Source organism: Stenotrophomonas sp. NPDC077421 (assembly GCF_049545505.1).
Classification (GTDB): Bacteria; Pseudomonadota; Gammaproteobacteria; order Xanthomonadales; family Xanthomonadaceae; genus Stenotrophomonas; species Stenotrophomonas nematodicola.
Genome location: NZ_JBMWDP010000006.1, coordinates 93,997 through 119,479 on the forward strand (window position 1 = coordinate 93,997; position 25,483 = coordinate 119,479).

21 protein-coding genes are annotated in these 25,483 nt (G+C 68.1%); 15 read left to right on the forward strand and 6 right to left on the reverse strand.

Annotation, left to right across the window (positions count from 1 at the left end):
• Positions 1-53: 53 nt before the first annotated feature.
• Positions 54-692, reverse strand: coding sequence for an outer membrane lipoprotein chaperone LolA (lolA, locus tag ACPEH1_RS05060; RefSeq protein WP_153164140.1), 639 nt, complete (start codon positions 690-692; stop codon positions 54-56).
• A 283-nt stretch (positions 693-975) separates the two neighbouring features.
• Here lolA and ACPEH1_RS05065 point away from each other — a divergent pair, with 283 nt between their 5' ends.
• A complete protein-coding gene (locus ACPEH1_RS05065) occupies positions 976-1,218 on the forward strand; it encodes a hypothetical protein (protein WP_423715374.1) in 243 nt (80 codons plus the stop codon).
• Between the two features lie 8 nt (positions 1,219-1,226).
• On the opposite strand, the gene ACPEH1_RS05070 is transcribed toward ACPEH1_RS05065, so the two are convergent.
• Positions 1,227-3,158, reverse strand: coding sequence for a DUF3857 domain-containing protein (locus tag ACPEH1_RS05070; protein WP_287252848.1), 1,932 nt, complete (start codon positions 3,156-3,158; stop codon positions 1,227-1,229).
• A gap of 43 nt (positions 3,159-3,201) precedes the next feature.
• A complete protein-coding gene (locus tag ACPEH1_RS05075) occupies positions 3,202-5,562 on the reverse strand; it encodes a DNA translocase FtsK (RefSeq protein ID WP_136004111.1) in 2,361 nt (786 codons plus the stop codon).
• 268 nt (positions 5,563-5,830) lie between these two features.
• Between ACPEH1_RS05075 and trxB the strand changes: the two genes are divergently transcribed.
• From trxB to ACPEH1_RS05100, 5 genes are all read left to right on the forward strand, one after another.
• Positions 5,831-6,802 carry a thioredoxin-disulfide reductase gene (trxB, locus tag ACPEH1_RS05080; RefSeq protein WP_166472974.1) on the forward strand — a complete coding sequence of 324 codons (972 nt, stop codon included), beginning with the start codon at positions 5,831-5,833 and terminating at the stop codon, positions 6,800-6,802.
• Between the two features lie 79 nt (positions 6,803-6,881).
• Positions 6,882-8,009: a GNAT family N-acetyltransferase gene (locus ACPEH1_RS05085; protein WP_017354415.1), complete on the forward strand. Its 1,128-nt coding sequence runs from the start codon at positions 6,882-6,884 to the stop codon at positions 8,007-8,009.
• Positions 8,006-8,740 carry a leucyl/phenylalanyl-tRNA--protein transferase gene (gene aat, locus ACPEH1_RS05090; protein ID WP_423715376.1) on the forward strand — a complete coding sequence of 245 codons (735 nt, stop codon included), beginning with the start codon at positions 8,006-8,008 and terminating at the stop codon, positions 8,738-8,740. The genes ACPEH1_RS05085 and aat overlap by 4 nt, the downstream gene beginning before the upstream one ends.
• Before the next feature lie 158 nt (positions 8,741-8,898).
• Positions 8,899-9,117 carry a translation initiation factor IF-1 gene (gene infA, locus ACPEH1_RS05095; RefSeq protein WP_005409596.1) on the forward strand — a complete coding sequence of 73 codons (219 nt, stop codon included), beginning with the start codon at positions 8,899-8,901 and terminating at the stop codon, positions 9,115-9,117.
• A gap of 218 nt (positions 9,118-9,335) precedes the next feature.
• A complete protein-coding gene (locus tag ACPEH1_RS05100; RefSeq protein ID WP_017354417.1) occupies positions 9,336-9,701 on the forward strand; it encodes a hypothetical protein in 366 nt (121 codons plus the stop codon).
• An 86-nt stretch (positions 9,702-9,787) separates the two neighbouring features.
• On the opposite strand, the gene clpA is transcribed toward ACPEH1_RS05100, so the two are convergent.
• Positions 9,788-12,070, reverse strand: a complete 2,283-nt coding sequence (clpA, locus tag ACPEH1_RS05105) for an ATP-dependent Clp protease ATP-binding subunit ClpA (protein WP_017354418.1) — start codon at positions 12,068-12,070, stop codon at positions 9,788-9,790.
• A 129-nt stretch (positions 12,071-12,199) separates the two neighbouring features.
• Between clpA and ACPEH1_RS05110 the strand changes: the two genes are divergently transcribed.
• Positions 12,200-13,015 carry an APH(6)-I family aminoglycoside O-phosphotransferase gene (locus tag ACPEH1_RS05110; protein WP_312710367.1) on the forward strand — a complete coding sequence of 272 codons (816 nt, stop codon included), beginning with the start codon at positions 12,200-12,202 and terminating at the stop codon, positions 13,013-13,015.
• 15 nt (positions 13,016-13,030) lie between these two features.
• On the opposite strand, the gene clpS is transcribed toward ACPEH1_RS05110, so the two are convergent.
• Positions 13,031-13,363: an ATP-dependent Clp protease adapter ClpS gene (gene clpS / locus ACPEH1_RS05115; protein WP_017354420.1), complete on the reverse strand. Its 333-nt coding sequence runs from the start codon at positions 13,361-13,363 to the stop codon at positions 13,031-13,033.
• A 95-nt stretch (positions 13,364-13,458) separates the two neighbouring features.
• On the opposite strand from clpS, the gene ACPEH1_RS05120 reads away from it, so the two are divergent.
• The 6 genes from ACPEH1_RS05120 (at position 13,459) to ACPEH1_RS05145 (ending at position 17,816) form a co-directional block, all read left to right on the forward strand.
• Complete coding sequence (locus tag ACPEH1_RS05120) at positions 13,459-13,923, forward strand: hypothetical protein (RefSeq protein ID WP_017354421.1); 465 nt, start codon at positions 13,459-13,461, stop codon at positions 13,921-13,923.
• A gap of 1 nt (position 13,924) precedes the next feature.
• On the forward strand, positions 13,925-14,386 hold the full coding sequence (locus ACPEH1_RS05125; protein ID WP_423715377.1) for an NUDIX hydrolase: 462 nt from the start codon (positions 13,925-13,927) through the stop codon (positions 14,384-14,386).
• Positions 14,383-15,522 carry a tRNA 2-thiouridine(34) synthase MnmA gene (gene mnmA, locus ACPEH1_RS05130; RefSeq protein ID WP_017354423.1) on the forward strand — a complete coding sequence of 380 codons (1,140 nt, stop codon included), beginning with the start codon at positions 14,383-14,385 and terminating at the stop codon, positions 15,520-15,522. The genes ACPEH1_RS05125 and mnmA overlap by 4 nt, the downstream gene beginning before the upstream one ends.
• On the forward strand, positions 15,519-16,133 hold the full coding sequence (hflD, locus tag ACPEH1_RS05135) for a high frequency lysogenization protein HflD (RefSeq protein WP_017354424.1): 615 nt from the start codon (positions 15,519-15,521) through the stop codon (positions 16,131-16,133). The genes mnmA and hflD overlap by 4 nt, the downstream gene beginning before the upstream one ends.
• A 94-nt stretch (positions 16,134-16,227) precedes the next feature.
• Positions 16,228-17,418, forward strand: a complete 1,191-nt coding sequence (locus tag ACPEH1_RS05140; RefSeq protein WP_423715378.1) for a methyl-accepting chemotaxis protein — start codon at positions 16,228-16,230, stop codon at positions 17,416-17,418.
• A gap of 104 nt (positions 17,419-17,522) precedes the next feature.
• Positions 17,523-17,816 (forward strand): hypothetical protein, encoded by a 294-nt coding sequence (locus ACPEH1_RS05145; protein WP_017354426.1) that lies wholly within the window; start codon positions 17,523-17,525, stop codon positions 17,814-17,816.
• 739 nt (positions 17,817-18,555) lie between these two features.
• On the opposite strand, the gene ACPEH1_RS05150 is transcribed toward ACPEH1_RS05145, so the two are convergent.
• Positions 18,556-21,348, reverse strand: coding sequence for a bifunctional diguanylate cyclase/phosphodiesterase (locus ACPEH1_RS05150; protein ID WP_423715379.1), 2,793 nt, complete (start codon positions 21,346-21,348; stop codon positions 18,556-18,558).
• Positions 21,349-21,529: 181 nt separating this feature from the next.
• On the opposite strand from ACPEH1_RS05150, the gene ACPEH1_RS05155 reads away from it, so the two are divergent.
• Positions 21,530-23,638 carry a PAS domain S-box protein gene (locus ACPEH1_RS05155; RefSeq protein ID WP_136004102.1) on the forward strand — a complete coding sequence of 703 codons (2,109 nt, stop codon included), beginning with the start codon at positions 21,530-21,532 and terminating at the stop codon, positions 23,636-23,638.
• Positions 23,639-23,642: 4 nt separating this feature from the next.
• Positions 23,643-25,400 carry an EAL domain-containing protein gene (locus tag ACPEH1_RS05160; RefSeq protein ID WP_017354429.1) on the forward strand — a complete coding sequence of 586 codons (1,758 nt, stop codon included), beginning with the start codon at positions 23,643-23,645 and terminating at the stop codon, positions 25,398-25,400.
• The last annotated feature ends 83 nt before the right edge of the window (positions 25,401-25,483 follow it).

The following is a 25,483-nucleotide window of genomic DNA, read 5'->3' on the forward strand; positions in this document are numbered from 1 at the left end:
ATGTCGTTCGGTTTCTGGCCACGCCCCATTCTACCGTGGCAGGCCAGAGACCCTCACTCGCCGATGACGTCGGTACCCTTGGCTGGCGTGAAGCTGAAGGTGCCGGCGGCAAAGCCCGGGTTGCGCTTCCAGCCGCTGAAGGTGATCACCGTCCGCTGGCCCACCGCGTCGACCACTTCCATCCGTGCCAGGCCCTGGGTGTTGAAGCCGAGCGCGGCGTACTGGAAGGCGGTGTCGGTTTCACGCTTGGGGGTCAGCGACAGCCACTGAAGGCCATCGCGTGCGACCGCTTCCTCGCTGACGTCGTACTGGCGGTCCAGCAGCGCCGGATTGATCAGCGCGGTCAGCGGGCTGTTCTGCTCTTCCTGGCCCTGCGCACGCACCGTCGCCTGTTCCAGGTCCGGCTCGTAGACCCACACCTTCTTGCCATCGGCCACGATCAGCTGCTCGTGCGGCTTGATGTACTCCCAGCGGAACAGGCGCGGAGCCGACAGCGCCACGCGGCCACTGGTGGTTTCCTTGACCTTGCCCCTGCTGTCGAACACCTGCTGGCTGAACTGGCCATCCAGCCCCTTCAGGCCCTGGGTGAACCGGTTGAGGTCGTCGCGGGCACCTGCCCATGCAGTGGCCGAGCCTACGCTGGCGCAGACCAGGGTGGCGGCGACGAGGTAGCGACGGAGCGTGGTATGCATGCGGGTATCCGGACGTGTGAATGGGTTGGGGCCAGTGTGCCCATTCCATCCTGAATGGGCGATCAGGCGGTCATTATGCGCTGCGCCGGCAGTGACGTCTCGTCTCCGCGCGCCACCGCCCTGACGCGCGTTGCTGCAACGCAACATATTGCATGGCCCACCGCGTGATGTCGCGGCACCCTGCTCTCCCCGCCGCGCTTTACCCCGCGCAGCCGCACGCCCACAGACGCCAGCCCCCCACGCAGTGCAGAGCATCCTCGATCGACTTGACGCCCAGGAGCAGATGCTCCACGCCCTCCGGGGACACATCGCCGGCCTGGACCACGCGTTGCGCCTGCTGCTGGCCGGCTGCCCCGACATTCACATCATCCGCGCGGCGTGGGAGGAGATCGCGATCGAGATGCTGGCGCGCGCCGATCCCGCCGAACCCGCGCTCTACCGCCATGCGCTGGACCAGTGCATGGCCCGCATCGCCGATCAGCTCAATGTCGCCACGCTGCAGCGCATGACCGGCACCGACGCCTGAGCCGGCTCTCAGGGCGAGGCCTGCACCGTCCCCAGGTCGCCATACACCACCTGGCCGCGGAAGCCGCGCCGCACCTGCTGGTACAGCGCGCGGAACGCCGGATAGTCCGCCGGCTGGCAGAGCGCGTCGGCACCGCGCACCGCGCGCTGGTGCAGGCGGTGGTGCACACGGATGACCTGGCCCTCGCGCGACCAGTCCACCTGGTACTCCCCCGCCGCATTGCCGAACTGCTGGCTGCGCGGGATCGCCACGATCGGCACGCCGTCCGGGAACACCAGCCGGTAGGTCTCCTCGCGCAGGCTGTCGTTGCAGTAGAACGGCGTTGCATTCTGCGCCGCAGAGGTATTGGCATACAGGTCGCGGAACGATTCGCCACCCGGGGCATCGGGGAGTTTCATGCCGCCGACCACACTGAAGTCCACGTAGTCCTCGGCCTTGAAGTCGTAGCGGTAGTTGAACGGCCGGGCCAGGTCCTGCGGATCGCCCAGCAGGGTCAGCGACCCGCTGCCGTCGAAGCCGGATGCCGCCATGATCGATTCCTCCACCCGCGTGCGGTTCTGCGCGTTGAGCCGCGCGAACGAGCCGCGCATGGCAATTTCGGCCACCTCGCCGGGCACCTGCTGCGTCTGCCCGACCAGGTTTCCGTGGCGGTCGAACTGGAACGCCACCGACATCGCCAGGCCATTGCGGCGCGCGTCGTTGTCCGGCGTGCGCGCCAGTACCGCTTGGCGGGTGTGCAGCACCGGCGCCCCCAGGTCCCCCTCCGGCAACTGGCCGAAACGCGCGTAGGGCGTGGTCGAGTCGAGGTACAGGTCGAATTCGGGCACGTAAGTGATGGCGTGGTTGAAGCGGCCGAGCAACGGAATCTCCGGCAGGCTGGGCCCTCCGCCGGCGCCGATCAGCACCGGCGTGCTGTCGATGCCGCGCGCGGCCAGCAGCGCCTCCAGGATCACCACGTGGTCCTTGCAGTCGCCGTAATGGTTGTCGAGGATGCTCTGCGCCGGGTTCGGCTCCAGCCCGCCGTTGCCCAGGTACACGGCGACGTAGCGGATGTTCTGCGCCACCCAGCGGTAGAGGGTGGCCGCCTGCTCACGCCGGTCGTCGATGCCGGCGGTGAGCTGGTCGGCCAGCGCTTGGATGCCCGGGGTGACCGCCGCCGCCTCACCACTTTTCATCTGGTAGGCCCGCCCCACCTGCGCCCACTCCTGGTAGGTGCTGGCCATGATGGTGGGACTGAACTCCCACGCGGCCGCCGACCAGTTCTGCGCCTGCAGCGCCTCGGCACGCTGGTAACGCCACTCCCAGCGCGCGACGCCATCGCGGACGACCGGCGCCTGGCTGCCCTGCACGCCCCGCTGGCGCACCTGCATCGGCAGGGCGGCCGGTGCCGTGAGCGTGACCCGGGCATCGTCGTACTGGGCAAACACGCTGAACGTCTCCCACAGGCCGAAATAACCCGGGAAGTACGGCGTATTCTGCACGCGCCGGGTGCGGTAGACCACGCGCGTGCCGGGCGCCAGGTTGGGGAACACCACCACCCGCACTTTGCGGTCGGCGTACATCGCCGCGGCGGCGCTGGAATAGCTTTCCTGGGTGTAGATGCGGTCGGCGGGCACATCGCGGCGCTGGCCGTCAGCGGTGAGCGTATAGGCCTCCAGCACGTCCAGCGTTTCCATCTTTTCGCTGTAGCTCAGGCGCACCTGGCTGAACTGCTCGACCGCGGCCTTGGTCTTGAGCAGGATCTCGTACGCCTCGGTCTGGGTGCTGCCGGCGTCGGCACGCACCTCGTAATCGGCGCGGTACCGCACGAAGCTGAAGCTGGTGGTTGCCTCGGCATCCTGGCCGGCAACGGGCGCCCCGGCGGCCGGCGTCGCGTCGGCCGCTGCCGGGAACGACAGCGTCACCAGCAGGCCCAGCGCTGCCCACGACATGCTCGTCATGACGACATCCTTTCGCGGCCACCGGGCCGCCGCCGTGCTGCGGTTACTTCGGAGGGGGCGGCGCCAGCACGCTGCGATCGCCATTGTGTTCGGGCGGGCTGACCACACCAGCCGCTTCCATCGCCTCGATCAGGCGTGCGGCCCGGTTGTAGCCGATCTTCAGTCGCCGCTGCACGCCGGAGATCGAGGCGCGGCGCGTTTCGGTCACGATCCGCAGGGCCTCGTCGTACAGCGGGTCGGACTCGTCGCCGGCACCGCCACTGGCCTCGGGCAGGCCGCCGGGGCCCACCACCACGCCATCGCCCATCATCTGCACTTCGTCGAGCACGCCGCTGATGTAGTCGGCCGGACCGCTGGCCTTGAGGTGCTCCACCACGCGATGCACTTCCTCGTCGGAGACGAAGGCGCCGTGGACACGGTCCGGCAATGCCGTGCCCGGCGGCAGGTACAGCATGTCGCCGTGGCCGAGCAGGGTTTCGGCGCCGGACTGGTCCAGGATGGTGCGCGAATCGATCTTCGAGCTGACCTGGAAACCGATGCGGGTCGGGATGTTGGCCTTGATCAGGCCGGTGATGACGTCCACCGACGGGCGCTGGGTCGCCAGGATCAGGTGGATGCCGGCCGCACGGGCCTTCTGCGCCAGGCGCGCGATCAGCTCTTCGACCTTCTTGCCGACAATCATCATCATGTCGGCGAATTCGTCGATGAAGATCACGATGAACGGCAGCGTCTCCAGCGGGCGCGGCGCTTCGCCCAGCTCCGGGTTGGGCTTGAACAGCGGGTCCATCAGCGGCTGCCCGGCGTCCTGCGCATCCTTGACCTTCTTGTTGAAGCCGGCCAGGTTGCGCACGCCCACCGCGCTCATCAGCTTGTAGCGGCGCTCCATCTCGGCCACGCACCAGCGCAGGCCGTTGGCGGCCTCCTTCATGTCGGTCACCACCGGCGCCAGCAGGTGCGGAATGCCCTGGTAGACGCTCAGTTCGAGCATCTTCGGGTCGATCATCAGCATCCGCAGGTCTTTCGGCGACGCCTTGTACAGCAGGCTCAGTACCATCGCGTTCACCGCCACCGACTTGCCCGAGCCGGTGGTACCGGCGACCAGCAGGTGGGGCATGCGCGCCAGATCGGCCACGGTCGGGCGGCCGGCGATATCCTTGCCGAGCGCCAGGGTCAGCACGCTGGCCGACTTGTCGTACTCCTTGGAGCGCAGCAACTCGGACAGATAGATCATTTCGCGGGTGACATTGGGGATTTCCAGCCCCACCACCGACTTGCCCGGAATCACATCGACCACACGCACCGACTTCACCGACAGGCCGCGCGCGATGTCCTTGTCCAGCGAGCTGATCTGGCTGACCTTGATGCCCGGCGCGGGCTCGATCTCGAAGCGCGTGATCACCGGGCCCGGATAGGCGCCGACCACCTGGGCCTCGATGCGGAAGTCCTTGAGCTTGAACTCGATCTGGCGCGACAGGGTTTCCAGCGTTTCCTCGTCATAGCCCTTGGGCTGCGGCTTGGGATCGTCCAGCAGCGCCAGCGGGGGCACGTCCGACCCATCGCCGTTGACGCCGCGGAACATCGGGATCTGGGTTTCGCGTTTGGCGCGGTCGCTCTTCTCCAGCACCGGCTCGGGACGCGGCTCGATCTTGACCGGCTCACGCTTGGCGCGCACCTCGGCATCGACCTTGCGCACTTCCTGGCGCTCCTCGCGCAGCGCACGGGTCTGCTGCCATTCGCTGGCCTGCTCTTTTTTGCGGTTGAGCAGCGGCGGCAGCGCCAGCACGGCCCGGCCGATCTTCTCCATCACCGTGAACCACGACAGGCCGGTGGCCAGGGTGATCGAGGCCAGCAGCAGCACCAGCACGAACAGGTTCGCGCCCAGTTCGCCGAACCCAACGGTCAGCGAGGTGCCGACCAGCTTGCCGAGAATGCCGCCGGCGCTGGCCACATCCACCTGGTTGTACAGCCGGAGGTGCATGAAACCGGTGCCGGCGATCAGGAAACCGACCAGACCGATCAGGCGCAGCGCCGGGTCCAGGTCGTGCTCGCCCTTGCCTTCGCGCTTGAGCCCGAACATGGCGATCCACGCCAGCGCGCCCAGCACCACCGGCAGCACGAACGCGATGTAACCGAACAGCTGCAGCAGCACATCGGCCACCCAGGCGCCCACCCGGCCGCCCATGTTGTGCACCGGCGCGACCACGCTGCCGGTATGCGACCAGCCGGGATCGGTGGCCGAATAGGTGAACAGACTGGCCACCAGATACAGCAGCGCCGGCGCCACGGCGATCACGCCAAGATCCCGCCACAACCGCTGCCGGCGCGGATTGTCCGCGCTCGCGGCCTTGCGCGACGGCGCCTTGTTGTCGGGAGACTTGGATCGTTCCGGGACCTGTTTCGCCACCTTAGACCAGACCTTGGGAATGCACTGTTAGTGCTTGATAATAAACGACTCACCGCCCTGTCGATAGGTGCAGATCCAGGGTCGGCACCGTAGAGCGGCCTCCAGACCGTCAAATCCCCGGCGCAGGGCAAGGAGGACACCTCCCCTGGCCCGCGCCGTTCCATCGGCCGCCTTGAATCGCCCCGCCCCTGCCGCCACTCTATGGCGTGCCACGGACGCCAGGCAATCATCGCCCGCGTACCGTCCCATCACCTCAACGCGAGTCTACATGAGCAATTCCACGCCCTCCCGCCACCAGAAGCTCGTCATCCTCGGCTCCGGCCCCGCCGGCTGGACGGCCGCCGTCTACGCTGCCCGCGCCAACCTCAAGCCGGTGGTCATCACCGGCCTGCAGCAGGGTGGCCAGCTGATGACCACCACGGAAGTGGACAACTGGCCGGGCGACGCGCATGGCCTGATGGGTCCGGACCTGATGGCGCGCATGCAGGCACATGCCGAGCGCTTCGAAACCGAGGTGATCTTCGACCACATCCATACCGCCGACCTGTCCCAGCGTCCGTTCAGGCTGATCGGCGACAGCGCCGAGTACACCTGCGATGCGCTGATCATCGCCACCGGCGCCACCGCCAAGTACCTGGGCATTCCCAGCGAAGAGGCGTTCAAGGGCCGCGGCGTGTCGGCCTGCGCCACCTGCGACGGCTTCTTCTACCGTGACCAGGATGTGGTCGTGGTCGGCGGCGGCAACACAGCCGTCGAAGAGGCGCTGTACCTGTCCAACATCGCCCGCAAGGTCTACCTGGTCCACCGCCGCGACACCCTCAAGGCGGAGAAGATCATGCAGGACAAGCTGTTTGCCAAGGTTGCCGCCGGCAAGATCGAGACCGTGTGGCACCACCAGGTCGACGAAGTGCTGGGCAATGATGCCGGCGTCACCGGCGTGCGCGTGAAGTCCACGCTGGACGGCAGCACCCGCGACATCGAGGCGCACGGCTTCTTCGTGGCGATCGGCCACCATCCCAACACGAGCCTGTTCGAGGGCCAGCTGAGCATGAACAACGGCTACCTCGACATCCGGTCGGGCCTGGGTGGCAACGCCACGCAGACCTCGGTGGAAGGCGTGTTCGCCGCAGGCGACGTTGCCGACCAGCACTACCGCCAGGCGATCACCTCGGCCGGGTTCGGCTGCATGGCCGCGCTGGACGCAGAGCGCTACCTGGATGCGAAGGGCGACCTGGCCTGATCGGCAACGCCGCATCCCGGGCCACCCCACGAGGCCGACGGAACCTCCGTCGGCCTTTTTTGTACCCTATCCTCTGACCATGCCCGCCCCCCGCTTCCTGCACCGCCTGTCCGATGTCTCCCCGGCCGCCTGGGACGCACTGCACGATGGGCGGAACCCGTTCGTGTCCCACGCGTTCCTGCACGGCCTGGAGGCGCACGGCTGCCTGCGCCCGGAATGGGGCTGGCGTCCACGCCATTTCACCTTGTGGGAGGGCGACTCCCTGGTGGCGGCCATCCCCGGCTACCTCAAGGACAATTCGCACGGCGAGTTCGTGTTCGACCATGCCTGGGCGCATGCCTACGCGCAGTACGGCCGCGATTACTTCCCCAAGTGGCTTGGTGCGGTGCCGTACTCGCCGGTGACCGGGCCGCGCCTGCTGGCGCATGACGATGCACATCGCGCCGCCCTGCTGGCGGCGCTGACCGTCGAGGTGGGGCGCAGGGGCTGGTCCTCGGCGCATCTCAATTTCCATCCCGATGCGGAAAACGCCGTGTTCGACGCTGACTGGATGCGCCGTGAGGACATCCAGTTCCAGTGGCACAACCCTGGCCACTGGCACTGCTTCGAGGAGTTCCTCGCGGCAATGGACCACAAACACCGCAAGAACATCCGCCAGGAGCGCGCCAGGCTGGCCCGCCGTGGCGTCACGTATCGGATCGTGCACGGCGACGAGGCGAGCGAAGACGACCTGCAGGCCATGCATGGCTTCTATCTGCAGACCTTCGCCGAGTACGGCAACTCCCCGGCGCTGACGCTGCCGTTCCTGCGTCACCTGGCCCGGACGATGCCACGCCACCTGGTCATCTTCCTGGCCCTGCACGACGGGACGCCCATTGCCGGCGCCCTGTGCCTGCGCGGCGCGGACACGCTGTATGGCCGCTACTGGGGCGGTGCCACCCTGCCCGGCCTGCATTTTGAAACCTGCTACTACCAGGGCATCGAGTACTGCCTGCGCGAAGGCGTGGCCCGGTTCGAGCCCGGCGCGCAGGGCGAGCACAAGCTCGCGCGCGGCTTTCTGCCCCGGCGCGTCTACAGCCACCACTGGATCGCCGAGCCGGCCTTCGCCGCTGCGTTGGCCGACTGGTGCGCGCACGAGCGCGCCGAGGTCGATCGTTATGCACGCACGCTGGCCGCACACAGCCCATTCAAGGCGCCGGACGCATGAGCCGACGCCTGCCCTGGCAGCTGGACCCGCGCCCTGATGCCCCTTTCCCGCCGGCCGAGACCGCGCTGCATGAGCCGGATGGCCTGCTGGCCATCGGCGGCGACCTGCACCCGGTGCGCCTGCTCAATGCCTATGCCAGCGGTGTGTTTCCGTGGTTCTCCGACGGGCAGCCCCTGTTGTGGTGGTCGCCGGACCCGCGCATGGTGTTCCGCACCGATGGCGTGCACCTGTCCAGCCGGTTCCGCCGCAGCGCGCGCGGCAGCGGCTGGGTGGTGCGCGCCGACACCTGCTTTGCCGACGTGATCGCGGCCTGCGCAGCCAGCCCACGCCCGGGGCAGGACGGCACCTGGATCACGCCATCCATGCAGGAGGCCTACGTGGCCCTGCACCGGCTGGGCCATGCGCATTCGGTCGAGGTGTTCGCCGGCGACCGCCTGGTCGGTGGCATCTACGGGGTTGCGATCGGCCGGATGTTCTTTGGCGAAAGCATGTTCAGTGCAGCCAGCGGCGGCTCCAAGGTGGCCTTGGCCGCACTCGCCCGGCAACTGGCCCTGTGGGGCTGGCCACTGATCGACGCGCAGGTGGAGAACGATCACCTGCTGCGCATGGGCGCCGAGCATTGGCCGCGCGCGCGGTTCCTGGAGGTGGTGCGCAGACAGGTGGCTGTTCCAGAGCCCCCCGGGTGCTGGACCGAACGCTTTGGGGCGCTGGCAGCGTCTTCACTGGTGTAACGCTGTCGCCAGGGTGCTTGGCATTTGCCAGGAGCCGGCGAGGCGCCGGCACTGCCGGGGCGGCGCGATTAACACAAACTTTGCATCCAGGGGGAAGAGCGCGTAAAATGCCCGCTCTTAAGGCCAGCTCGGCCGTTTACAGAACTGCACAGGACTACATGTCGAAAGACGACTCCATCGAGTTCGAAGGCACCGTCAGCGAGACGCTGCCGAACACCACTTTCCGCGTCCGCCTGGAAAATGGGCATGAAATCATCGCCCACATCTCCGGCCGCATGCGCAAGAACTACATCCGCATCCTGACGGGCGACCGTGTCAAGGTCGAAATGACGCCCTACGACCTGACCAAGGGTCGCATCACGTACCGCATGAAGTAAGCGGTTCGGGGCGGCTTCACTAAAGAAGCCCCGCCAGAAGGCCAGCCAGGAGCTGGCCTTTTTGCGTGGGCGCAATTCAGGCCGTCACCCCTGCCATGCGGCACCCTGACCGTACGCACCCTGACATCGGTCAGCCTGCCTTGCTGCAGATTCGCCCTGGCAGGAAACGGCCGAAGCTGGCAGCCGGTCCAGTCCGGACCGCCACCCCTGCCCCTGCCATGAAGACCCTGATCGCCACCTGCCTGCTCGCCCTTGCCGCCATCGCCCCGGCGCAGGCCGCCGAACCCGCCGCCGCGCCCGCGGACTGCATCACCCTGTCGGCCGACCAGCAACTGGTGCGCGCCGGCGCCAGCCGCAGCATCCTGCTGCGCAATGCTGACCAGCATTTCGTGGTGCACTTCCGCAACAGCTGCGACAGTGCCGCCATCTCCCCCACGCTTGTCTTCGAGACGCCCGGCCAGGAAGGCCAACTGTGCAGCGCTGCGGGCAGCGTGCTCAAGACCCGCACCCAGAGCTGCGAGATCGCCTCGCTTGAGCCGATCTCGGCCGAGAGCTACGCCCGCAAGGCCCGCAACCGCCGCTGACGCGGGCTGGCGAAAAAGCAGAAGCCCCCGCAGAGCGGGGGCTTCGCTGTCCTCACCGACAGCCAACGGCCGTCGTCATGCCACTCTTACTCCACCGTGGCCGGCAGGCGCCGCTCCGGTTCGGCCTGGGTTTCGATGAACAGCTCGTCGTCGCGCACGTCGATGCTCACCTTGCCGCCGTTGATCAGCTTGCCAAACAGCAGCTCGTCGGCGAGCGGACGCTTGATCTTGTCCTGGATCACGCGTGCCATCGGGCGGGCACCCATCAGCGGATCGAAGCCGTGGTGGGCCAGCCAGTCGCGCGCGGTCGGCGTGGCCGACAGGCTGACGTGCTTCTCCTGCAGCAGCATCTCCAGCTCGATCAGGAACTTGTCCACCACACGCAGGATGTGCTCGAAGCCCAGCGGCTGGAACTGCACGACCGCATCCAGGCGGTTGCGGAACTCCGGCGTGAAGCTCTTGCGGATGACCTCCATCGCGTCGGTGGCGTGATCCTGGCGGGTGAAGCCGATCGAGCGCCGGGCGGCCTGGGCCGCGCCCGCGTTGGTGGTCATCACCAGCACCACGTTCTTGAAGTTGGCTTCGCGTCCGTTGGTATCGGTGAGCACGCCGCGATCCATGACCTGCAGCAGGATGTTGAAGATGTCCGGGTGAGCCTTCTCCACCTCGTCCAGCAGCAGCACGCAGTGGGGAGTCTTGACGATTTTTTCGGTGAGCAGGCCGCCCTGGTCGAAGCCGACATAGCCCGGAGGAGCGCCGATCAGGCGGCTGATCGAATGCGGCTCCATGTACTCGCTCATGTCAAAGCGCACCAGCTCGATGCCCAGCTGCAGCGCCAGCTGCTTGGTCACCTCGGTCTTGCCGACGCCGGTCGGGCCGGCAAACAGGAAGTTGCCGATCGGCTTTTCCGGATTGCCCAGGCCCGAACGGGCCAGCTTGATGGCCGAGGCCAGCGACTCGATGGCCGGGTCCTGCCCGAAAATCACCATCTTCAGGTTGCGCTCCAGGTGCTGCAGCACATCCTTGTCGGTAGCACTGACCTGCTTGGCCGGGATGCGCGCCATCTTGGCGATGATCGTCTCGATCTCCTCGATGTCGATCAGCTCCTTGCGCTGCCCCTCGGGCATCAGGCGCTGGCGGGCGCCGGCTTCGTCGATCACGTCGATGGCCTTGTCCGGCAGCAGCCGGTCGCCGATGTGCTTGACCGACAGGTCCACCGCCGCCTGAAGTGCATCGTCGGCGTAGGTCACGCCGTGGTGCGCCTCGTACTTGGGCTTGAGGCCCTGCAGGATCTCGTAGGTTTCACCGACGGTGGGCTCGACGATATCGATCTTCTGGAAGCGGCGCGCCAGGGCGCGATCCTTCTCGAAGATGCCGCGGTACTCCTGGAAGGTGGTCGAGCCGATGCAGCGCAGCTCGCCCGACGCCAGCGCCGGCTTGATCAGGTTGGAGGCATCCATCGTGCCGCCCGACGCCGAACCGGCACCGATGATGGTGTGGATCTCGTCGATGAACAGCACCGCGTTGGGCAGCTTCTTCATCGCGGTCAGCACGCCCTTCAGGCGCTTCTCGAAATCGCCGCGGTACTTGGTGCCGGCCACCAGCGCGCCCAGGTCGAGCGAGTAGATGACGGCATCGGCCAGCACGTCGGGCACCGAGCCTTCCACGATGCGCTTGGCCAGGCCTTCAGCGATCGCGGTCTTGCCCACGCCGGCCTCGCCCACGTAGAGCGGGTTGTTCTTGCGGCGGCGGCACAGGACCTGGATGGTGCGCTCGATCTCGTCGGCACGGCCGACCAGCGGGTCGATCTTGCCACTGCGGGCCTGCTCGTTGAGGTTGCTGGCGAACTCGGCCAGGGCATCGCCCTTGCTTTCGCCCTCGCCCCCTTCAGCCCGGCCCTCGCCATCGGCCGACGGCGGCACCTCGCCCTCCTCGCCCAGCTTGGCGATGCCGTGGGAGAGGTAGTTGACGATATCCAGCCGGGTGACGTCCTGCTGGTTGAGGTAGTAGACCGCGTGGGAGTCCTTCTCGCCGAAGATGGCGACCAGCACGTTGGCGCCGGTGACCTCCTTCTTGCCCGAGGACTGCACGTGGTACACCGCGCGTTGCAGCACGCGCTGGAAGCCAAGGGTAGGCTGGGTATCGCGCCCATCGTCTTCGGCCAGGCGCGAGACAGAGGCCTCGATGGCCTGCTCAAGCTCCTGGCGCAGGCGCTCGGCATCGGCGCCGCAGGCCTTGAGCACGGCCTGGGCGGAAGGATTGTCGAGCAGTGCCAAAAGCAGGTGTTCCACCGTCATGAACTCATGCCGGGCCTCACGGGCGCGCTTGTAGCACTGTCCGATGGTGTGTTCGAGGTCTTTACTGAACATGATCAACTCCGGCGGCAGTTGGGAACAATATGCGGCCAACCTTCACGATTTCCATCACCCTAGCGGATCGGTGCGTTCAGACGGCGTTAGCACTCCACCGATCGCCCTTCTCTGCCTGCGAGACCCATGATGCCCGAACTTCAGCTCACGAAATGGCAGCTTGCACGTGATGGCGACGTCATCACCACCCCGCATGCCCGCGTGTGGCCGGTCCGCCTCCCCGACGGAATGCCGGCAATGTTGAAAATGAGCACGTGTCCAGAGGAACAGAACGGCCACCGGCTGCTGCGCTGGTGGGACGGCGACGGTGCGGTACGGGTACTGGCATGGCAGGACGAGGCGCTGCTGATGGAGCGCGCCGTGCCCGGCACCTCGCTGAGGGAGATGGCCCGGCACGGGCAGGACGCGGCGGCAACGGCGCGCCTGTGCGACGTGCTGGCCCGGCTGCATCGCCCGCGCGGCGCACCGCCACCCGGGCTGGTGACACTGCAGGACTGGTTCGCCGATCTGCTGGCGCCGACCCTGCCACTGTCGCCATTGCTGGAACAGTGCAGATCACTCGCGGCCCATCTGCTGGCCAGCCAGATCGAGCAACGGCCCCTGCATGGCGATCTGCACCATGACAATGTGCTGGATGGCGGTGCGCGCGGCTGGCTGGCGATCGACCCCAAACGGCTGCTGGGCGATCGCGCCTTCGACTACACCGTGCTGTTCTGCAACCCGGACCTGTGCGGGCCGGACATCCACGTGGCCACCCGGCCGGAGATATTCGACGCCCGGGTCAGCCAGGTCTGCGTCCTCGCCGGGATCGAGCGGCGCCGCCTGCTGGCCTGGATCGCTGCCAGCGCTGGCCTGTCGGCGGTATGGTTCCTGGCCGATGGCGACGACGCGGCGGTGGATCTGGCGGTCGCGGACCTGGCGCTGCAGCGGCTGGCGCAGGCCTGAGCACGGGCCGGTGGCTCAGGCGCCGGTCTTTTCCATCGTGCACAGCAGCGGATGCTGGTTCATGCGCGAGAATTCATTGACCTGGGCGACCTTGGACTCGGCCACCTCGCGGGTGAACACCCCGCATACCCCGCGACCCCGGGTATGGACGTGCAGCATCACCTGGGTGGCCTTGTCCAGGTCCATCGCGAAGAAATGCTGCAGTACCGTCACCACGAAATCCATCGGTGTGTAGTCGTCGTTCAACAGCATGACCTGGTAGAACGGCGGCGGTGCGACTTCCGGGCGCGCAGGCTCCAGCAGTACGCCGTGGTCGTGGTGGGGGTCGTGGGAAGGCTCTCGTGGCATCGGACCATTATAGGGCCCTGCCTGCAGGATTGGACGTTGCCCCCCGTGGCCCTTCACAATCTGCACCTTCCCACACCCGCTTTCACAGGACTTTCATGAAAAGGATTGCAGCCGCGCTGTTGCTGACCGCCGCCACCTTCGGTGCCCACGCAGCCGACCCCGACAAGGTTGTCGGCGCCACCCTGGATACGCTGGAGTACACCTACGAGGTTGACGAGGACGGCGACTACAAGCTGGTCTTCGATGTCGAGGACGGCCGCAGCCAGCTGGTCTACGTGCGCTCGGCGGTCGAGGAGTTCGGCAGCCACAAGATCCGCGAGATCTGGTCGCCGGGCTACACCTCTCCGGGCAAGCAGTTCCCGGCCGCCGTGGCCAACCGCCTGCTCGAGGATTCCCAGGACGCCAAGCTGGGCGGCTGGGTCAAGCAGGGCGAGCTCGCCATGTTCGTGGTCAAGGTCGACGCCAACGCCTCGTCCGATGCCTTGAGCGACGCCATCGACGCGGCGATCCGCACCGCCGATGCGATGGAGAAAGAGCTCACCAAGAAGGACGACTACTGAGGTGACTGCCGTGCCGGTCCCCCGCTGGGCGCCCCACGTCACCGTGGCCACGATCGTGGTCCGCGACGGGCACCTGCTGCTGGTGGAAGAGCGGATCGACGAGCGGGCCGTGCTCAACCAGCCCGCCGGCCACCTGGAGCCCGGCGAGTCGCTGGCCGAGGCGGCGGTCCGCGAGACCCTGGAGGAGACCGGCTGGCAGGTACACCTGACCCACTTCGTCGGGGCCTACCAGTGGACCGCGCCGGATGGCACGCCGTTCGTGCGGTTCGCCTTCGCCGCCGAGCCCCTCGCCCATGACCCGGCCCGTGCGCTGGACACCGGCATCGAGCGTGCCCTGTGGCTGTCCCCGGACGCGCTGCGCGCCGACCCGGCGCGGCTGCGCAGCCCACTGGTGTGGGAGGTCGTGGCCGACTACCTCGGCGGACAGCGCCATCCGCTGTCGCTCGTGAAGGTGACCGCATGAGCGCACCGCGGATCATGGTCGGGGTCTCCGGCGGCGTGGATTCGTCCGTGGCCGCGTGGCGGCTGGTGCAGCAGGGCGAGCCGGTGGCCGGCCTGTTCATGCAGAACTGGGCCGACGACGGCAGCGGCGACTGCCGCGCCGAGGACGACCGCCGCGATGCGGTGGCCGTCTGCGGCCTGCTCGGCATCCCGTTCCACTTCCGCGACTTCTCCAGCGAGTACTGGCAGGGCGTGTTCGAGCACTTCCTCGCCGAGTACGCGGCCGGACGTACCCCCAACCCGGACGTGCTGTGCAACCGCGAGGTGAAGTTCAAGCACTTCCTGGACGCGGCACGCGAACTGGGCGCCGAGCGCATCGCCACCGGGCACTACGCGCGGATTGCCCGGCAGGGCGGACGCTGGGCGCTGCTGCGCGGCGCCGACCGCAGCAAGGACCAGAGCTACTTCCTGCACCAGCTGGGACAGGAACAGCTGGCCGCCACGCTGTTCCCGATCGGCGACCTGCAGAAGAACGACCTGCGCCGGATCGCCCGCGACGCGCGCCTGCCCACGCACGCCAAGAAGGACTCCACCGGGATCTGCTTCATCGGCGAGCGCGACTTCCGCGAGTTCCTGGGCCGCTATCTGCCCGCCCGCACGGGCGAGATCCGCGACCCGGACGGCGTGGTCATCGCCGAGCATCCCGGCGTCTTCTATTTCACCCTGGGCCAGCGCGAAGGCCTGAACATCGGCGGCGTGCGCGGCCGCCCGGCCGCGCCGTGGTATGTGGTCGGCAAGGATGTGGCCAGCAATGTGCTGTATGTGGACCAGGACCGCGACAGCCCGTGGCAGCAGTCCACCCGCCTGCACTCGGAGGTGGCGCACTGGATTGCCGGCGCCCCGCCCGCCCGCCGGTTCGACTGCACCGCGCAGACCCGCTACCGCCAGCCGGACGAGCCGTGCACGGTGCAGGTGCGCGACGACGGCACCGTGGAGGTGCGTTTCGTGCGCCCGCAGCGCGCCGTCACCCCCGGTCAATCACTGGTGTTGTATGACGATGAGGTCTGCCTGGGTGGCGCGGTGATTGCGGCCACCGACGCGCCGCTGGAGCAGCGCCTGCGCACCACCCCTTCTCCTTTCGAGGTATCTGCTGCATGAGTTTTTCCATCGACGACCGCGTTCTCGCACTGGCCGGCATTGCCCAGGCCCTGCAGCAGGTGCGCCGCATCGCCGAAACCGGCCACTCCGAAGCGGCTGTGGTCCGCACGGCGGTGGACAGCGTGTTCCGCATTGATGCCGACAGTCCCCAGGAGATCTACGGGAGCGCGGCCAACGTCGCTCCCGGCCTGCGCCTGCTGCACAACTACCTGCGCAGCCAGGGCCAGGACGAGATGCTGCCCCGACTGGCGCTGGCGGTGCTGCAGCTGGAACGCCGGTTCGTGCGTGAGCACGAGGTGGTCGAGAAGGTCAGCGCCGGCATCGAACGCGCCCAGGCCCAGGCCGTGTCGCTGGGCGACAGCGCCCACCCGGATGTGCTGGCCACGCTGGGCGGGGTGTATGCCGACACGATCAGCAACCTGAAACCACGGGTGATGGTCCAGGGCAATCCGCACTACCTCGGCCAGGCCGGCGTGGTGGCGGAGATCCGCGCACTGCTGCTGGCGGCCGTGCGATCGGCGGTCCTGTGGCGCCAGACCGGCGGCCAGTACTGGGACTTCCTGTTCTCGCGCAAGGCGATGATCGAGGCGGTGGACCGGCAGCTGCGCTGAGGACAGCGCAGTCACATCGATGAATGTGCGTGTGACGGCTAAAGCAAACGGGGGTACGGCCGATACATTCTCCGTGCACTTCCCGAGAACGTCCATGTACTCACGCATCTTCATTCGTCTGGCCGCCCCCCTGGTCCTGACCCTTCTGCTTCCTTTCGCCATCGGCTTCGAGTGGCCGGCCGCCCTGCGTTGGGCGATCCTGACCACGATGACGCTCAGCTGGCTTGGCTTTGCCTGGTGGACCGCGCGGGCGCAGACCCAACGGTCGCCGGAACACGCCCGCATCCTGCGCGAGCAGGATCAACTGCTGACCGAGCTGCGCTCGTTCGTGGCCAACGAGGTCGAAGGCTCGCGCGGCGAAGTCGAGCGCGCCCGCGATCTGATCCGCCACGCGGTCAGCGGCCTGGGTGGCAGCTTCGATGCGATGAACCGCAAGTCCCGCCAGCAGAGCCAGGCACTGGCCCGCATCGTCGACCGCGCCGGTGAAGACGGTGGCGCCGGCGTCGACGTGGCCCGTTTCGCCCAGCACGCCAGCCACCGCATGGAACAACTGGTGGAAGCGCTGGAGCAGGTCAGCGGCCAGAGCAGCAACACCGTGCAGCACATCGACCAGATGGCGCAGCACCTGGACGGCATCTTTGCCCTGCTGGAAGACGTCAAGTCGATTGCCGACCAGACCAATCTGCTGGCACTCAATGCCGCCATCGAAGCCGCCCGTGCCGGTGAAGCCGGTCGCGGCTTCGCGGTGGTCGCCGACGAGGTGCGCAACCTCTCCGAACGGTCCACCACCTTCAACGAGCAGATCCGCAAGCTGGCGCACAGCTCCAAGGACGCCATCGCCAAGGTGCGCGAGACGGTCTCGCACATGGCCTCGCGCGACATGGACCGGTCCCGCGAAGCCCGCCATGAAGCGGCGCAGATGCTGGACAACGTGGCCCAGATCAATGCCTCGCTCGGCGACGGCATGCGCGAGATCTCCGAGTGCGGCCGTGCCATCGACAGCAGCGTGGCCGAGGCTGTCCGCGCCCTGCAGTTCGAGGACATCGCGACCCAGGCGCTGGGCGGCGTGCACACCCACCTGGACCGCCTGACCGCGATCAACCGGGAGGCGGTGGCCCTGCAGGAACTGCTGCACCGTAACGGCGGCGTGTTCGACGAGGAAGTCGTCACTGCCCTGCAGCGCACCGGCAGCCGCCTGCGCGAAATGCGCAGCGAGTGGGAGCGCCCGCCGCACAAGGCGGTGGCCCAGCAGAGCATGGCCGCCGGCGCGGTCGAACTGTTCTGATCGACATGTCGCGTGCCGGCCCCCATACCGGCACCTGCAACGGCCCCGGCATCCCCGGGGCCGTTGCGCTTGCATCACCCGCCCACGTTGCAGATGATCGTCCGATGCTGTTGAACGCCTCCGTAGCTGCCGTCGCGTCCCTCCCCACCACCGATCCCGGCCCGGTGGCGCAGCCCCTCATGGGCGGCGACCCGCGCCCTGCCCCGGCAGCGCCCTCGCCGCCGCAGGGCCGCGCCCTGATCGCCTGTCTGGAACAGCTGGCGCAGCGGGAGCTGGCCCAACTGGCCACCCGCTCCATGCCCGGACCGGCCGCACTGCCACATGCCCTCGACCCGGCACATGCCAGCCTGGCCTGGGACCTCGGCCTGACCGGCGACGCACTCGACGCCACCCGCTGAACCGTACCGCCGGGCGCGGGGCTGTTTCGTGCACGACGCGCGGATGCTCCTGGTGCCGTACCAGGACCGCTCACGCCATCAACTACCCGCCTGAAGCGGCGGGCGCTGCATATCGGGGACTGGGCGCGGAGGCGGGGTTCGGCACCGGTGTCGACGGCACCCACCAGGCCATTGCCCATCTCGGCCAGGTCCAGATCGACACGCTGTCCGTGGTCCAGCGGGCACACCCCCATGTGCTGAGGAACCGGGTGCCCGAGGACGATCCGTCCGGTCCGAGCCGCCTGGTCGGCGACAGGATGATCGTCGAGTACGGTTCCACGCTGCGCCCATGCGCGACGACCGTTGCGCGCTGCCACGGCGCGCCATGCGCGATGTTGTCCGTGAGCGGCTGGACGCCTGCATCGTCCAGCGGCTGCAGGGGACCGGCGATCTGGACGTCCAGGTGGACGCGGCTGCCGCAAAGCGCACGCCGGCCCTCCCCGGGCGCGTCACGATCCTCCCGCGGTTGGACAACCGGATCATCCATCGCGAACGTCTGAGCGCGCTGTTCGGCTTCGACTACCGGATCGAGCGCATACCCCGGCGAACAGACGCAGGTTGGGCTGCTTCTGCCTGCCGGTTCTGTATGGCGAGGGTCGGGTGGCGCGCATCGACTGCAACGCGCAACGCCGCGAAGAGCGCAGCGCCTGCGGCGTCGAAACGGACGGCAGACGCCTGCGGCGCGCCGTGTTGCCGGCGATCAGGTTACTGCGTGCGCCGCTGGCTGCAGGCGCTCGCGCGGGGCGATCTGCGCTCCGCCCTGCTTGAGCCATTGGGCCAGGTCGCGCGGTGTGAGCGGACGGGAATACAGGTACCCCTGGATTTCGTCGCACCCTTGGCGGCGCAGCATGGCTTCTTCCTGCTCGGTTTCCACGCCTTCGGCCACGACCTTCATGCCCAGCGCGTGGCCCAGGTGCACGATGGCCTGGGTGACCTCGGCGGTGCCGGCGTCGTGCAGCATGCCCTGCACAAAGCTGCGGTCGATCTTCAGGCGGCCGACCGGGAACCGGTTTAGGTAGTGCAGGTTGGAGAAGCCGGTACCGAAGTCATCCACGGCCAACGGTACGCCGTGGCGCTCCAGCACGTCGAAGCAATGGCGCAGCAGGTCGGTGTCACGGATCAGCGCCGATTCGGTCAGTTCCAGCTCCAGCCGCTGCGGTGGCCAGCCGTGGGCATGGCAGATGTCGATCACGCGCTCGGCAAACCCGCGATCACGCAGCTGCACCGCCGAAACGTTCACCGCCACGCGATCAAATTGCAGCCCGGCCTGGTCCCACGCCGCTGCCTGACGACAGGCTTCGGCAAGGACCCAATCGCCGATCCGTACGATTTCCCCGCACTTCTCGGCGATGGGGATGAACTCGGCCGGACTGCAGTAACCAATACCGGGCCGATGCCAGCGCAGCAGCGCTTCGATCGCCGGCGGTGCGCCGTGGTCGGCGTGCAGCAGCGGCTGATAGGCCAGGCTGAACTCCTCCCGCTCGATCGCCCCCAGCAGGGCATGTTCGATCTCCAGCTTGCGCTGGATCCGCAGCAGCGCGTCCTGGCTGTAGTACTGATACGTATTGCGCCCCGCCTCCTTGGCCGCATACATCGCCGCGTCGGCTGCGCGCAGCAGCGAATCGAAATCGCAGCGTCCGTCGTCGAGCATCGCGATGCCCACGCTGGCGCCCACCTTCAACGTGGTCTCGCCGCGGTGCAGCGGTTCGGCCAGCGAAGCGATCAGCTTGCGTGCGACATGGCCGGCATCTTCCGGGTCGGCAAGGTCGCGCAGCACCACGATGAACTCGTCGCCACTGAAGCGCCCGAACAGATCGCTGTTGCGCAGGTTCTGGTGCAGGCGCGCGGCGGCCGCCTTGAGCAGCGCATCCCCGGTGGCATGGCCGAAGGTGTCGTTGATGGTCTTGAAACCGTCCAGGTCAATGAACAGCATCGCCAGCGGCGCGTCGCGATCGCGGGCCTCTTCGATCGCATCGGCTGTCTGCTCGCGCAGCAGCATGCGGTTGGGCAGGCCGGTCAGCAGGTCGTAGTGGGCCAGCAGCTCGATGCGCTCGTTGGCCTCGCGCTCGCGGGTGATGTCACGGAACAACACGACAAAGCGCGTCGGCAGGCCGTCGCGGTGGTCAAGCTCGATCAGCACCTGTACCCAGATGCGCAGTCCGGACTGGCGGTAGAAACACAGGTCCAGCTGCTCGGGCAGGCCGCCACCGGCGATGCGCTCCAGCGCCGCCTCGAAGGCGTCGCGCGAATCCTGGGTGTACAGCGCCAGGGCCTGGTCGAGGCTGATCGGCTCCTTGCGCAGGCCGTGGATGCGATAGCACTCCTCGGTCCACTGCATGCTGCGCGTGGCCACCTCGATCTCGCAGCCACCGATGCGTCCCAGGGCCGAGACGCGGTTGAGCAGTTCGGTGCGCCAGCGGATCAGCGCGTCGGTCTGATGCTGCTCGGTGATGTTCTGGACCTGGCCCAGCAGGCGCTGCATGCGCCCGTCCGGCCCGACCAGGGGCTGCATCCAGACCCGCAGGTGCAGCGCGCCCTCCCGCGGCCGGGGCAGTTCCAGTTCCAGCGTGGTGGCACGTCCGTCACGCCACATGCGCCGCCAGGCGCTGCGCAGCTGGCCGCGCGAGCGTGGCTCGAGCCGGCGCAGCCAGTGGCGGCCAACCGGCATGGGATCGTCGCCCTCGCCCACCAGCGCGCGGAACTCCGGCGACCACCAGAACTGGCGCGCCTCGGGGTCCCAGGACCAGCTGCCCATGCTGGCGATGCGCTGCGCTTCGCGCAGGTGCACCTGCTGTTCGCGCAGCTGGGTTTCCATCTGCTTCTGGGCCTGGATGTCGGTGTGGGTGCCCACCATCCGCAGCGGCTGGCCGTCGGCCGTACGGCTGACCACACGGCCACGGTCGAGCATCCAGCGCCAGTCGCCATCCAGGTGGCGGACGCGGAACTGCGCGCTGTAGACGGCGCCCTCGCCACGCAGATGCGCGTCCAGCGCGGTGCGGACATGCGCCTGGTCATCCGGGTGCACGTGGTCGAGCAGCGCGCCGGCGGCGTCGCCGCGGCCCTGCTCGTCATCCATCGGCCCGCCGTCCCACCGCCGCGAGCGGGTCACCGTGTCGCTGGGCAGGTCCCAGTCCCACAGCCCATGTCCGGCATGCTCCAGGGCCAGCTCCCAGCGACTGCCCGCATAGGCGGCCACCGGCTCGGGCACGCTCAGGGTGAAGGCCAGCAGCTGCCCGTCGGCATCGTGGACCGCGCGCATCCAGCCGTCGAACCGGCCGCGTGGCCCGCCGGGAAGCTGGCACGGCACCAGGCCACCGTCGGCAGCGAGCAGCCGCAGGTCTTCCAGTACCTCGCCGTACGCGGCCAGGGTTGCCGGCAGGCCGTGCTCGCGCGCGGCCGGATTGGCCGCCAGTGGGCGACCGGCACGGTCGAGGATGACCAGTGCCGAGGCCAACGGGTGCTGCAGCAGACTGGCGATGATCCCTTGGTCCACGCGGTATGACTCCGAAAACGCACCCGACAACCGGGAACGCAATCGTTAGCGGCGGGTTTGGCCGATTATTGAGTGCCCCCCCGCATAGGGACCCGCCCAAGGCGTCCTCACCCCCTCACCTCAAAGCCCTCCGCACCCTCTAAGATGGTTGCCGCCCTCGCCACCGTCTCCCGCCGTGCCCATGCCTGTCGACGCCTCCGGCCACTCACCGTCGCCCCCGCCCGAACGCCCGCTTGCGCGCGATCTGCGCCGCGACCGCTGGCGGGTGGTGGGGCTGTATCTGGTGCTGGCGCTGGTGTGGATCCTGTGCAGCGACGCGGCAGTACAGGTGCTCGCCGGGGACATGCATACCGCCGCCCGCTGGCAGACCTTCAAGGGTGCCTTCTTCGTGATCGCCAGCGCCGCGCTGATCTACCTGCTGCTGCGCCCGCTTGCCCAGCACGTGCTGCATACCCACGCACTGCTGGAAGGCTCGGAAGCCCGCCATCGCCAGATGTTCGAGGGCAACCCGGGGCCGATCCTGGTGTACGACCTGGCCACACTGGCGATCCTGGATGTAAACCCGGCCGCGTGCAGTCTGTTCGGCTGGTCGCGTGACGAGTTCATGGCGCTGCCGGTGGATGCGTTGTGGCCGCCCGGCCAGGATGCCGCACTGACGGACAAACTGGCCCAGATCCGCGACCAGCCCGAGCAGTTGTGCGTGATCACCGCCGACCTGCGGCTGAAGGATGGCAGCCACCGGCGCATGGAGATGCGCAGCAGTGCGATTGACTACGACGGCCACCAGGCCCGGCTGCTGATCGCCATCGACCGCACCCGCGAGGACCAGGCGCTGCAACGCCGCGACCAGGCCCTCGCCCGCGTCGAAGAGGCGCACGAGATGGCCCGCATCGGCGCGTGGGAGCTGGACCCGGCCAGTGGCCAGGGCCGCTACTCCAACCAGGTCTATCGGCTGCTGGGCCGCCGCCCGCCGGAGGCACGGCGCTGGCACCGCTTCGAGGAACTGCTGGTTCCTGCTGATCCGGCCACTGCGGCGCTGAGCGAGCAGCTGCTGGTCGACATGACCTCCGGCGAGCCGGTGCAGATCGACGTGCTGCTGCCCCTGCTGGCGATGGATGGCCGCGCCCTGATGGTGCATCTGCGCGCGCAGAGCGGCCTGGACGACGCCGGCCGGCCACGGGTACTGGGCACTCTGCAGGATGTGACCGAGCGCGAGCAGTCGCGTCGCCTGCTGCGCGAACGCGAGGAACAGTTCCGTGAGCTGGTGCGGGTGCTGCCGGACGGCGTGGTGATCCTCTCCGACGAACACGTGCTCTACGCCAACGCATGTGCCGCAGCGCAGTTCGGCTATGCCAACCACACCCTGCTCGGCGAACCGCTGGCGGTGCTGGTGGCCAGCGCCGATCTGGCGCGGGTACGGGCCCAGCTGTTCGCGCCCATCCCGGTGCCATCGACCGGCGCCGGCGAAGTGATCGGCATGCGCCGACTGGATGGCCAGCATTTCCAGGCCGGCCTGGCCGTCGGCGATGTGCGATATGGCGGTCGGAACTGCAAACTGCTGATCGTGCGCGACCTGAGCGAACCCGAACGCATCCGCGCGGCGCTGGAAACCAGCAACCGCGAGCTGCAGGCGATGGCGGGCCGATTGTTCTCGCTGCAGGAAGACGAGCGCCGGGCCATCTCGCGCGACCTGCACGATGACATCGGACAGGCAATCACCGCGATGAAACTGTCTGCCTACGCGGCGCAGGACGAGGCCGACCCGCTGCGCCGGGACGAAGACCTGGTGCAGATCATCCAGCTGGCCGACACCACGGTGGCAAAGCTGCGCGACCTCTCCACCCTGCTGCGCCCACCGCAACTGGACGCGCTCGGGTTGGAGGCGGCCCTGCGCTGGCAGGCCGGGGTACTGTTCCGATCGGCGGCCATCGACCTGTTGCCGGACATCCAGTCGCTGCCCCGCCGCCCGGCCGGCGACATCGAACAGGCCTGCTTCCGCATCGCCCAGGAGAGCCTGACCAACGTGCTGCGTCACGCGCGCGCCAGCCAGGTCAGCCTGCAGCTGCGCGACGTGGACGATCACGGCCTGCACCTGCAGATCCGCGACGACGGTGAAGGCTTTGACCCGGACGGCCCGCGCGGGCTGGGCCTGATTGTGATGCGCGAACGTGCGCAGAGCGTCGGCGGCACCCTGAAAATCGAGTCGGCGCACGGCGCCGGCACCCTGATCGACCTGTACCTGCCCTACCGCGCCACCGGCGTGAGGGCCGCTGAACTCCTGGAACACTGAGCCCATGTGGAACCCTTCCCTGCCCCTGGTCAGCATCGAGGATGCCCCGGACCGCCTTGGCGCCGGCAACCCCGAGCTGCAGGCGATGGTGGCCGAGGCCGCCTCCGGCGGCACCCCGCTGATGCTGATGCACGTGGACATCGACCATTTCGCATCGGTCAACGAGAACATGAGCGCCGAGGTGGGCGACCAGGCCCTGGTGCTGGTCGCCCAGCGCCTGCAGCACCACCTGCGTGGCCGCGGCAAGCTGTGGCGGCATGGCAGCGATGAGTTCCTGATCGCGGTGCAGCGCACCGCCGATGTGCCGCTGCCCGAGGACCTCGCCGAGGAAATCCGCCAGCAGCTGGAGCTGCCGCTGTCGGTGCTGCCCTATACGCTGTTCATGACCGGCAAACTGGGCGTGAGCCTGTGCCCCGAACACGCCAGCGGTGCGTCGCGGCTGCTCGACCATGCCGAGGACGCGCTCTACCAGGCCGCCCGCGAAGGCGGCAATGCGGTGCGCATCCATGCGGTGGATACGCCATCGAGCGCGCACAGCGAGAGCATCATTGCCCGGCAGATCGTCGATGCCATTCCCAACGGTGAACTGAAGCTGCGCTACCAGCCGCTGGTCAGCGCACGCGACGGCCACGTGGTGGGCATGGAAGCGCTGCTGCGCTGGCAGTCGCCGACGCTGGGCATGCTGGTGCCGGAGCGCTTCATGCGCACGGCCGAGCGCCTGGGCATCATCGTGCAGATCGGCACGTGGGTGCTGGAAGGCGCACTCAAGCAGGCGCGGTTGTGGCGCGACCAGGGCTTCGACGATTTCACCATCGCGGTGAACGTGTCCACCCTGCAGCTGCTGCGCCCGAATTTCTTTGCCGAGGTAATGGCGCTGATGCAGACCGCCGGGGTGCCGGCGCACATGCTGACGCTGGAGATCAACGAGAGCGCGCTGACCAACAACGTCAATTTCGTGCACGAAACGCTGGTCAACCTGCGCAATGAAGGCATCAGCCTGAGCCTGGACAACTTCGGCACCGGCGACTCCAGCCTGAGCGCGCTGGTGCGCTACCCGGTCGACAAGCTCAAGATCGACCGCAGCTTCATCAAGAGCGCGCCGGCCGGCAACCGCGAGGCGGCCATCGCCCGCGCGATCATCGCGATGGGTCACCAGTTGGGCATGACCGTCATCGCCAATGGCGTGGAGTCGCAGGCACAGCTCGGCTTCCTGCGCCGCAACGACTGCGATGTGTTCCAGGGCTATCTGTTCGGCGAGCCGATGTCGGCCGATGCGGCCGGGATGACGCTGCGCCGGCGCTACCTGCGCCCGGAGGCCTTCGCCGAAACCCGCCCGGACCGGACGCTGCTGCTGCTGGACGACGAAGAGAACGTGCTGCGCTCGCTGGTGCGCCTGTTCCGCCGCGACGGCTACCGCATTCTGGCGGCCGGCAACGTGCGCGATGCCTTCGACCTGCTGGCGATCAACGACGTGCAGGTGATCCTGTCCGACCAGCGCATGAGCGACATGAGCGGTACCGAGTTCCTGGGCCGGGTGAAGATGCTCTACCCGGACACGATCCGGCTGGTGCTGTCAGGCTACACCGACCTCAACACCGTCACCGACGCGATCAACCGCGGCGCGATCTACCGCTTCCTGACCAAGCCGTGGAACGACGATGAGCTGCGCAAGCACATCCACCAGGCGTTCCGCACGCACGAAGAGCAACGCCGCGCCAACACCGCCCCGCCGGTAGCGATTGCAGCGCCGGAAGACGAGTGACCTGACGCCAGCGCGAACAGCCCCCGGCATCTGCCTGCCGCTGGCTGGGCCGACGGGGGCGGGCTTACGGGACACCCGCACCC

Bases quoted from the DNA above. Each gene is read 5' to 3' on its own strand.
- lolA (WP_153164140.1), bottom strand. From the start codon at position 692: ATGCATACCACGCTCCGTCGCTACCTCGTCGCCGCCACCCTGGTCTGC.
- ACPEH1_RS05065 (WP_423715374.1), top strand. From the start codon at position 976: ATGCTCCACGCCCTCCGGGGACACATCGCCGGCCTGGACCACGCGTTG.
- ACPEH1_RS05070 (WP_287252848.1), bottom strand. From the start codon at position 3,158: ATGACGAGCATGTCGTGGGCAGCGCTGGGCCTGCTGGTGACGCTGTCG.
- trxB (WP_166472974.1), top strand. From the start codon at position 5,831: ATGAGCAATTCCACGCCCTCCCGCCACCAGAAGCTCGTCATCCTCGGC.
- ACPEH1_RS05085 (WP_017354415.1), top strand. From the start codon at position 6,882: ATGCCCGCCCCCCGCTTCCTGCACCGCCTGTCCGATGTCTCCCCGGCC.
- aat (WP_423715376.1), top strand. From the start codon at position 8,006: ATGAGCCGACGCCTGCCCTGGCAGCTGGACCCGCGCCCTGATGCCCCT.
- infA (WP_005409596.1), top strand. From the start codon at position 8,899: ATGTCGAAAGACGACTCCATCGAGTTCGAAGGCACCGTCAGCGAGACG.
- ACPEH1_RS05100 (WP_017354417.1), top strand. From the start codon at position 9,336: ATGAAGACCCTGATCGCCACCTGCCTGCTCGCCCTTGCCGCCATCGCC.
- clpA (WP_017354418.1), bottom strand. From the start codon at position 12,070: ATGTTCAGTAAAGACCTCGAACACACCATCGGACAGTGCTACAAGCGC.
- ACPEH1_RS05110 (WP_312710367.1), top strand. From the start codon at position 12,200: ATGCCCGAACTTCAGCTCACGAAATGGCAGCTTGCACGTGATGGCGAC.
- clpS (WP_017354420.1), bottom strand. From the start codon at position 13,363: ATGCCACGAGAGCCTTCCCACGACCCCCACCACGACCACGGCGTACTG.
- ACPEH1_RS05120 (WP_017354421.1), top strand. From the start codon at position 13,459: ATGAAAAGGATTGCAGCCGCGCTGTTGCTGACCGCCGCCACCTTCGGT.
- mnmA (WP_017354423.1), top strand. From the start codon at position 14,383: ATGAGCGCACCGCGGATCATGGTCGGGGTCTCCGGCGGCGTGGATTCG.
- hflD (WP_017354424.1), top strand. From the start codon at position 15,519: ATGAGTTTTTCCATCGACGACCGCGTTCTCGCACTGGCCGGCATTGCC.
- ACPEH1_RS05140 (WP_423715378.1), top strand. From the start codon at position 16,228: ATGTACTCACGCATCTTCATTCGTCTGGCCGCCCCCCTGGTCCTGACC.
- ACPEH1_RS05145 (WP_017354426.1), top strand. From the start codon at position 17,523: ATGCTGTTGAACGCCTCCGTAGCTGCCGTCGCGTCCCTCCCCACCACC.
- ACPEH1_RS05155 (WP_136004102.1), top strand. From the start codon at position 21,530: ATGCCTGTCGACGCCTCCGGCCACTCACCGTCGCCCCCGCCCGAACGC.
- ACPEH1_RS05160 (WP_017354429.1), top strand. From the start codon at position 23,643: ATGTGGAACCCTTCCCTGCCCCTGGTCAGCATCGAGGATGCCCCGGAC.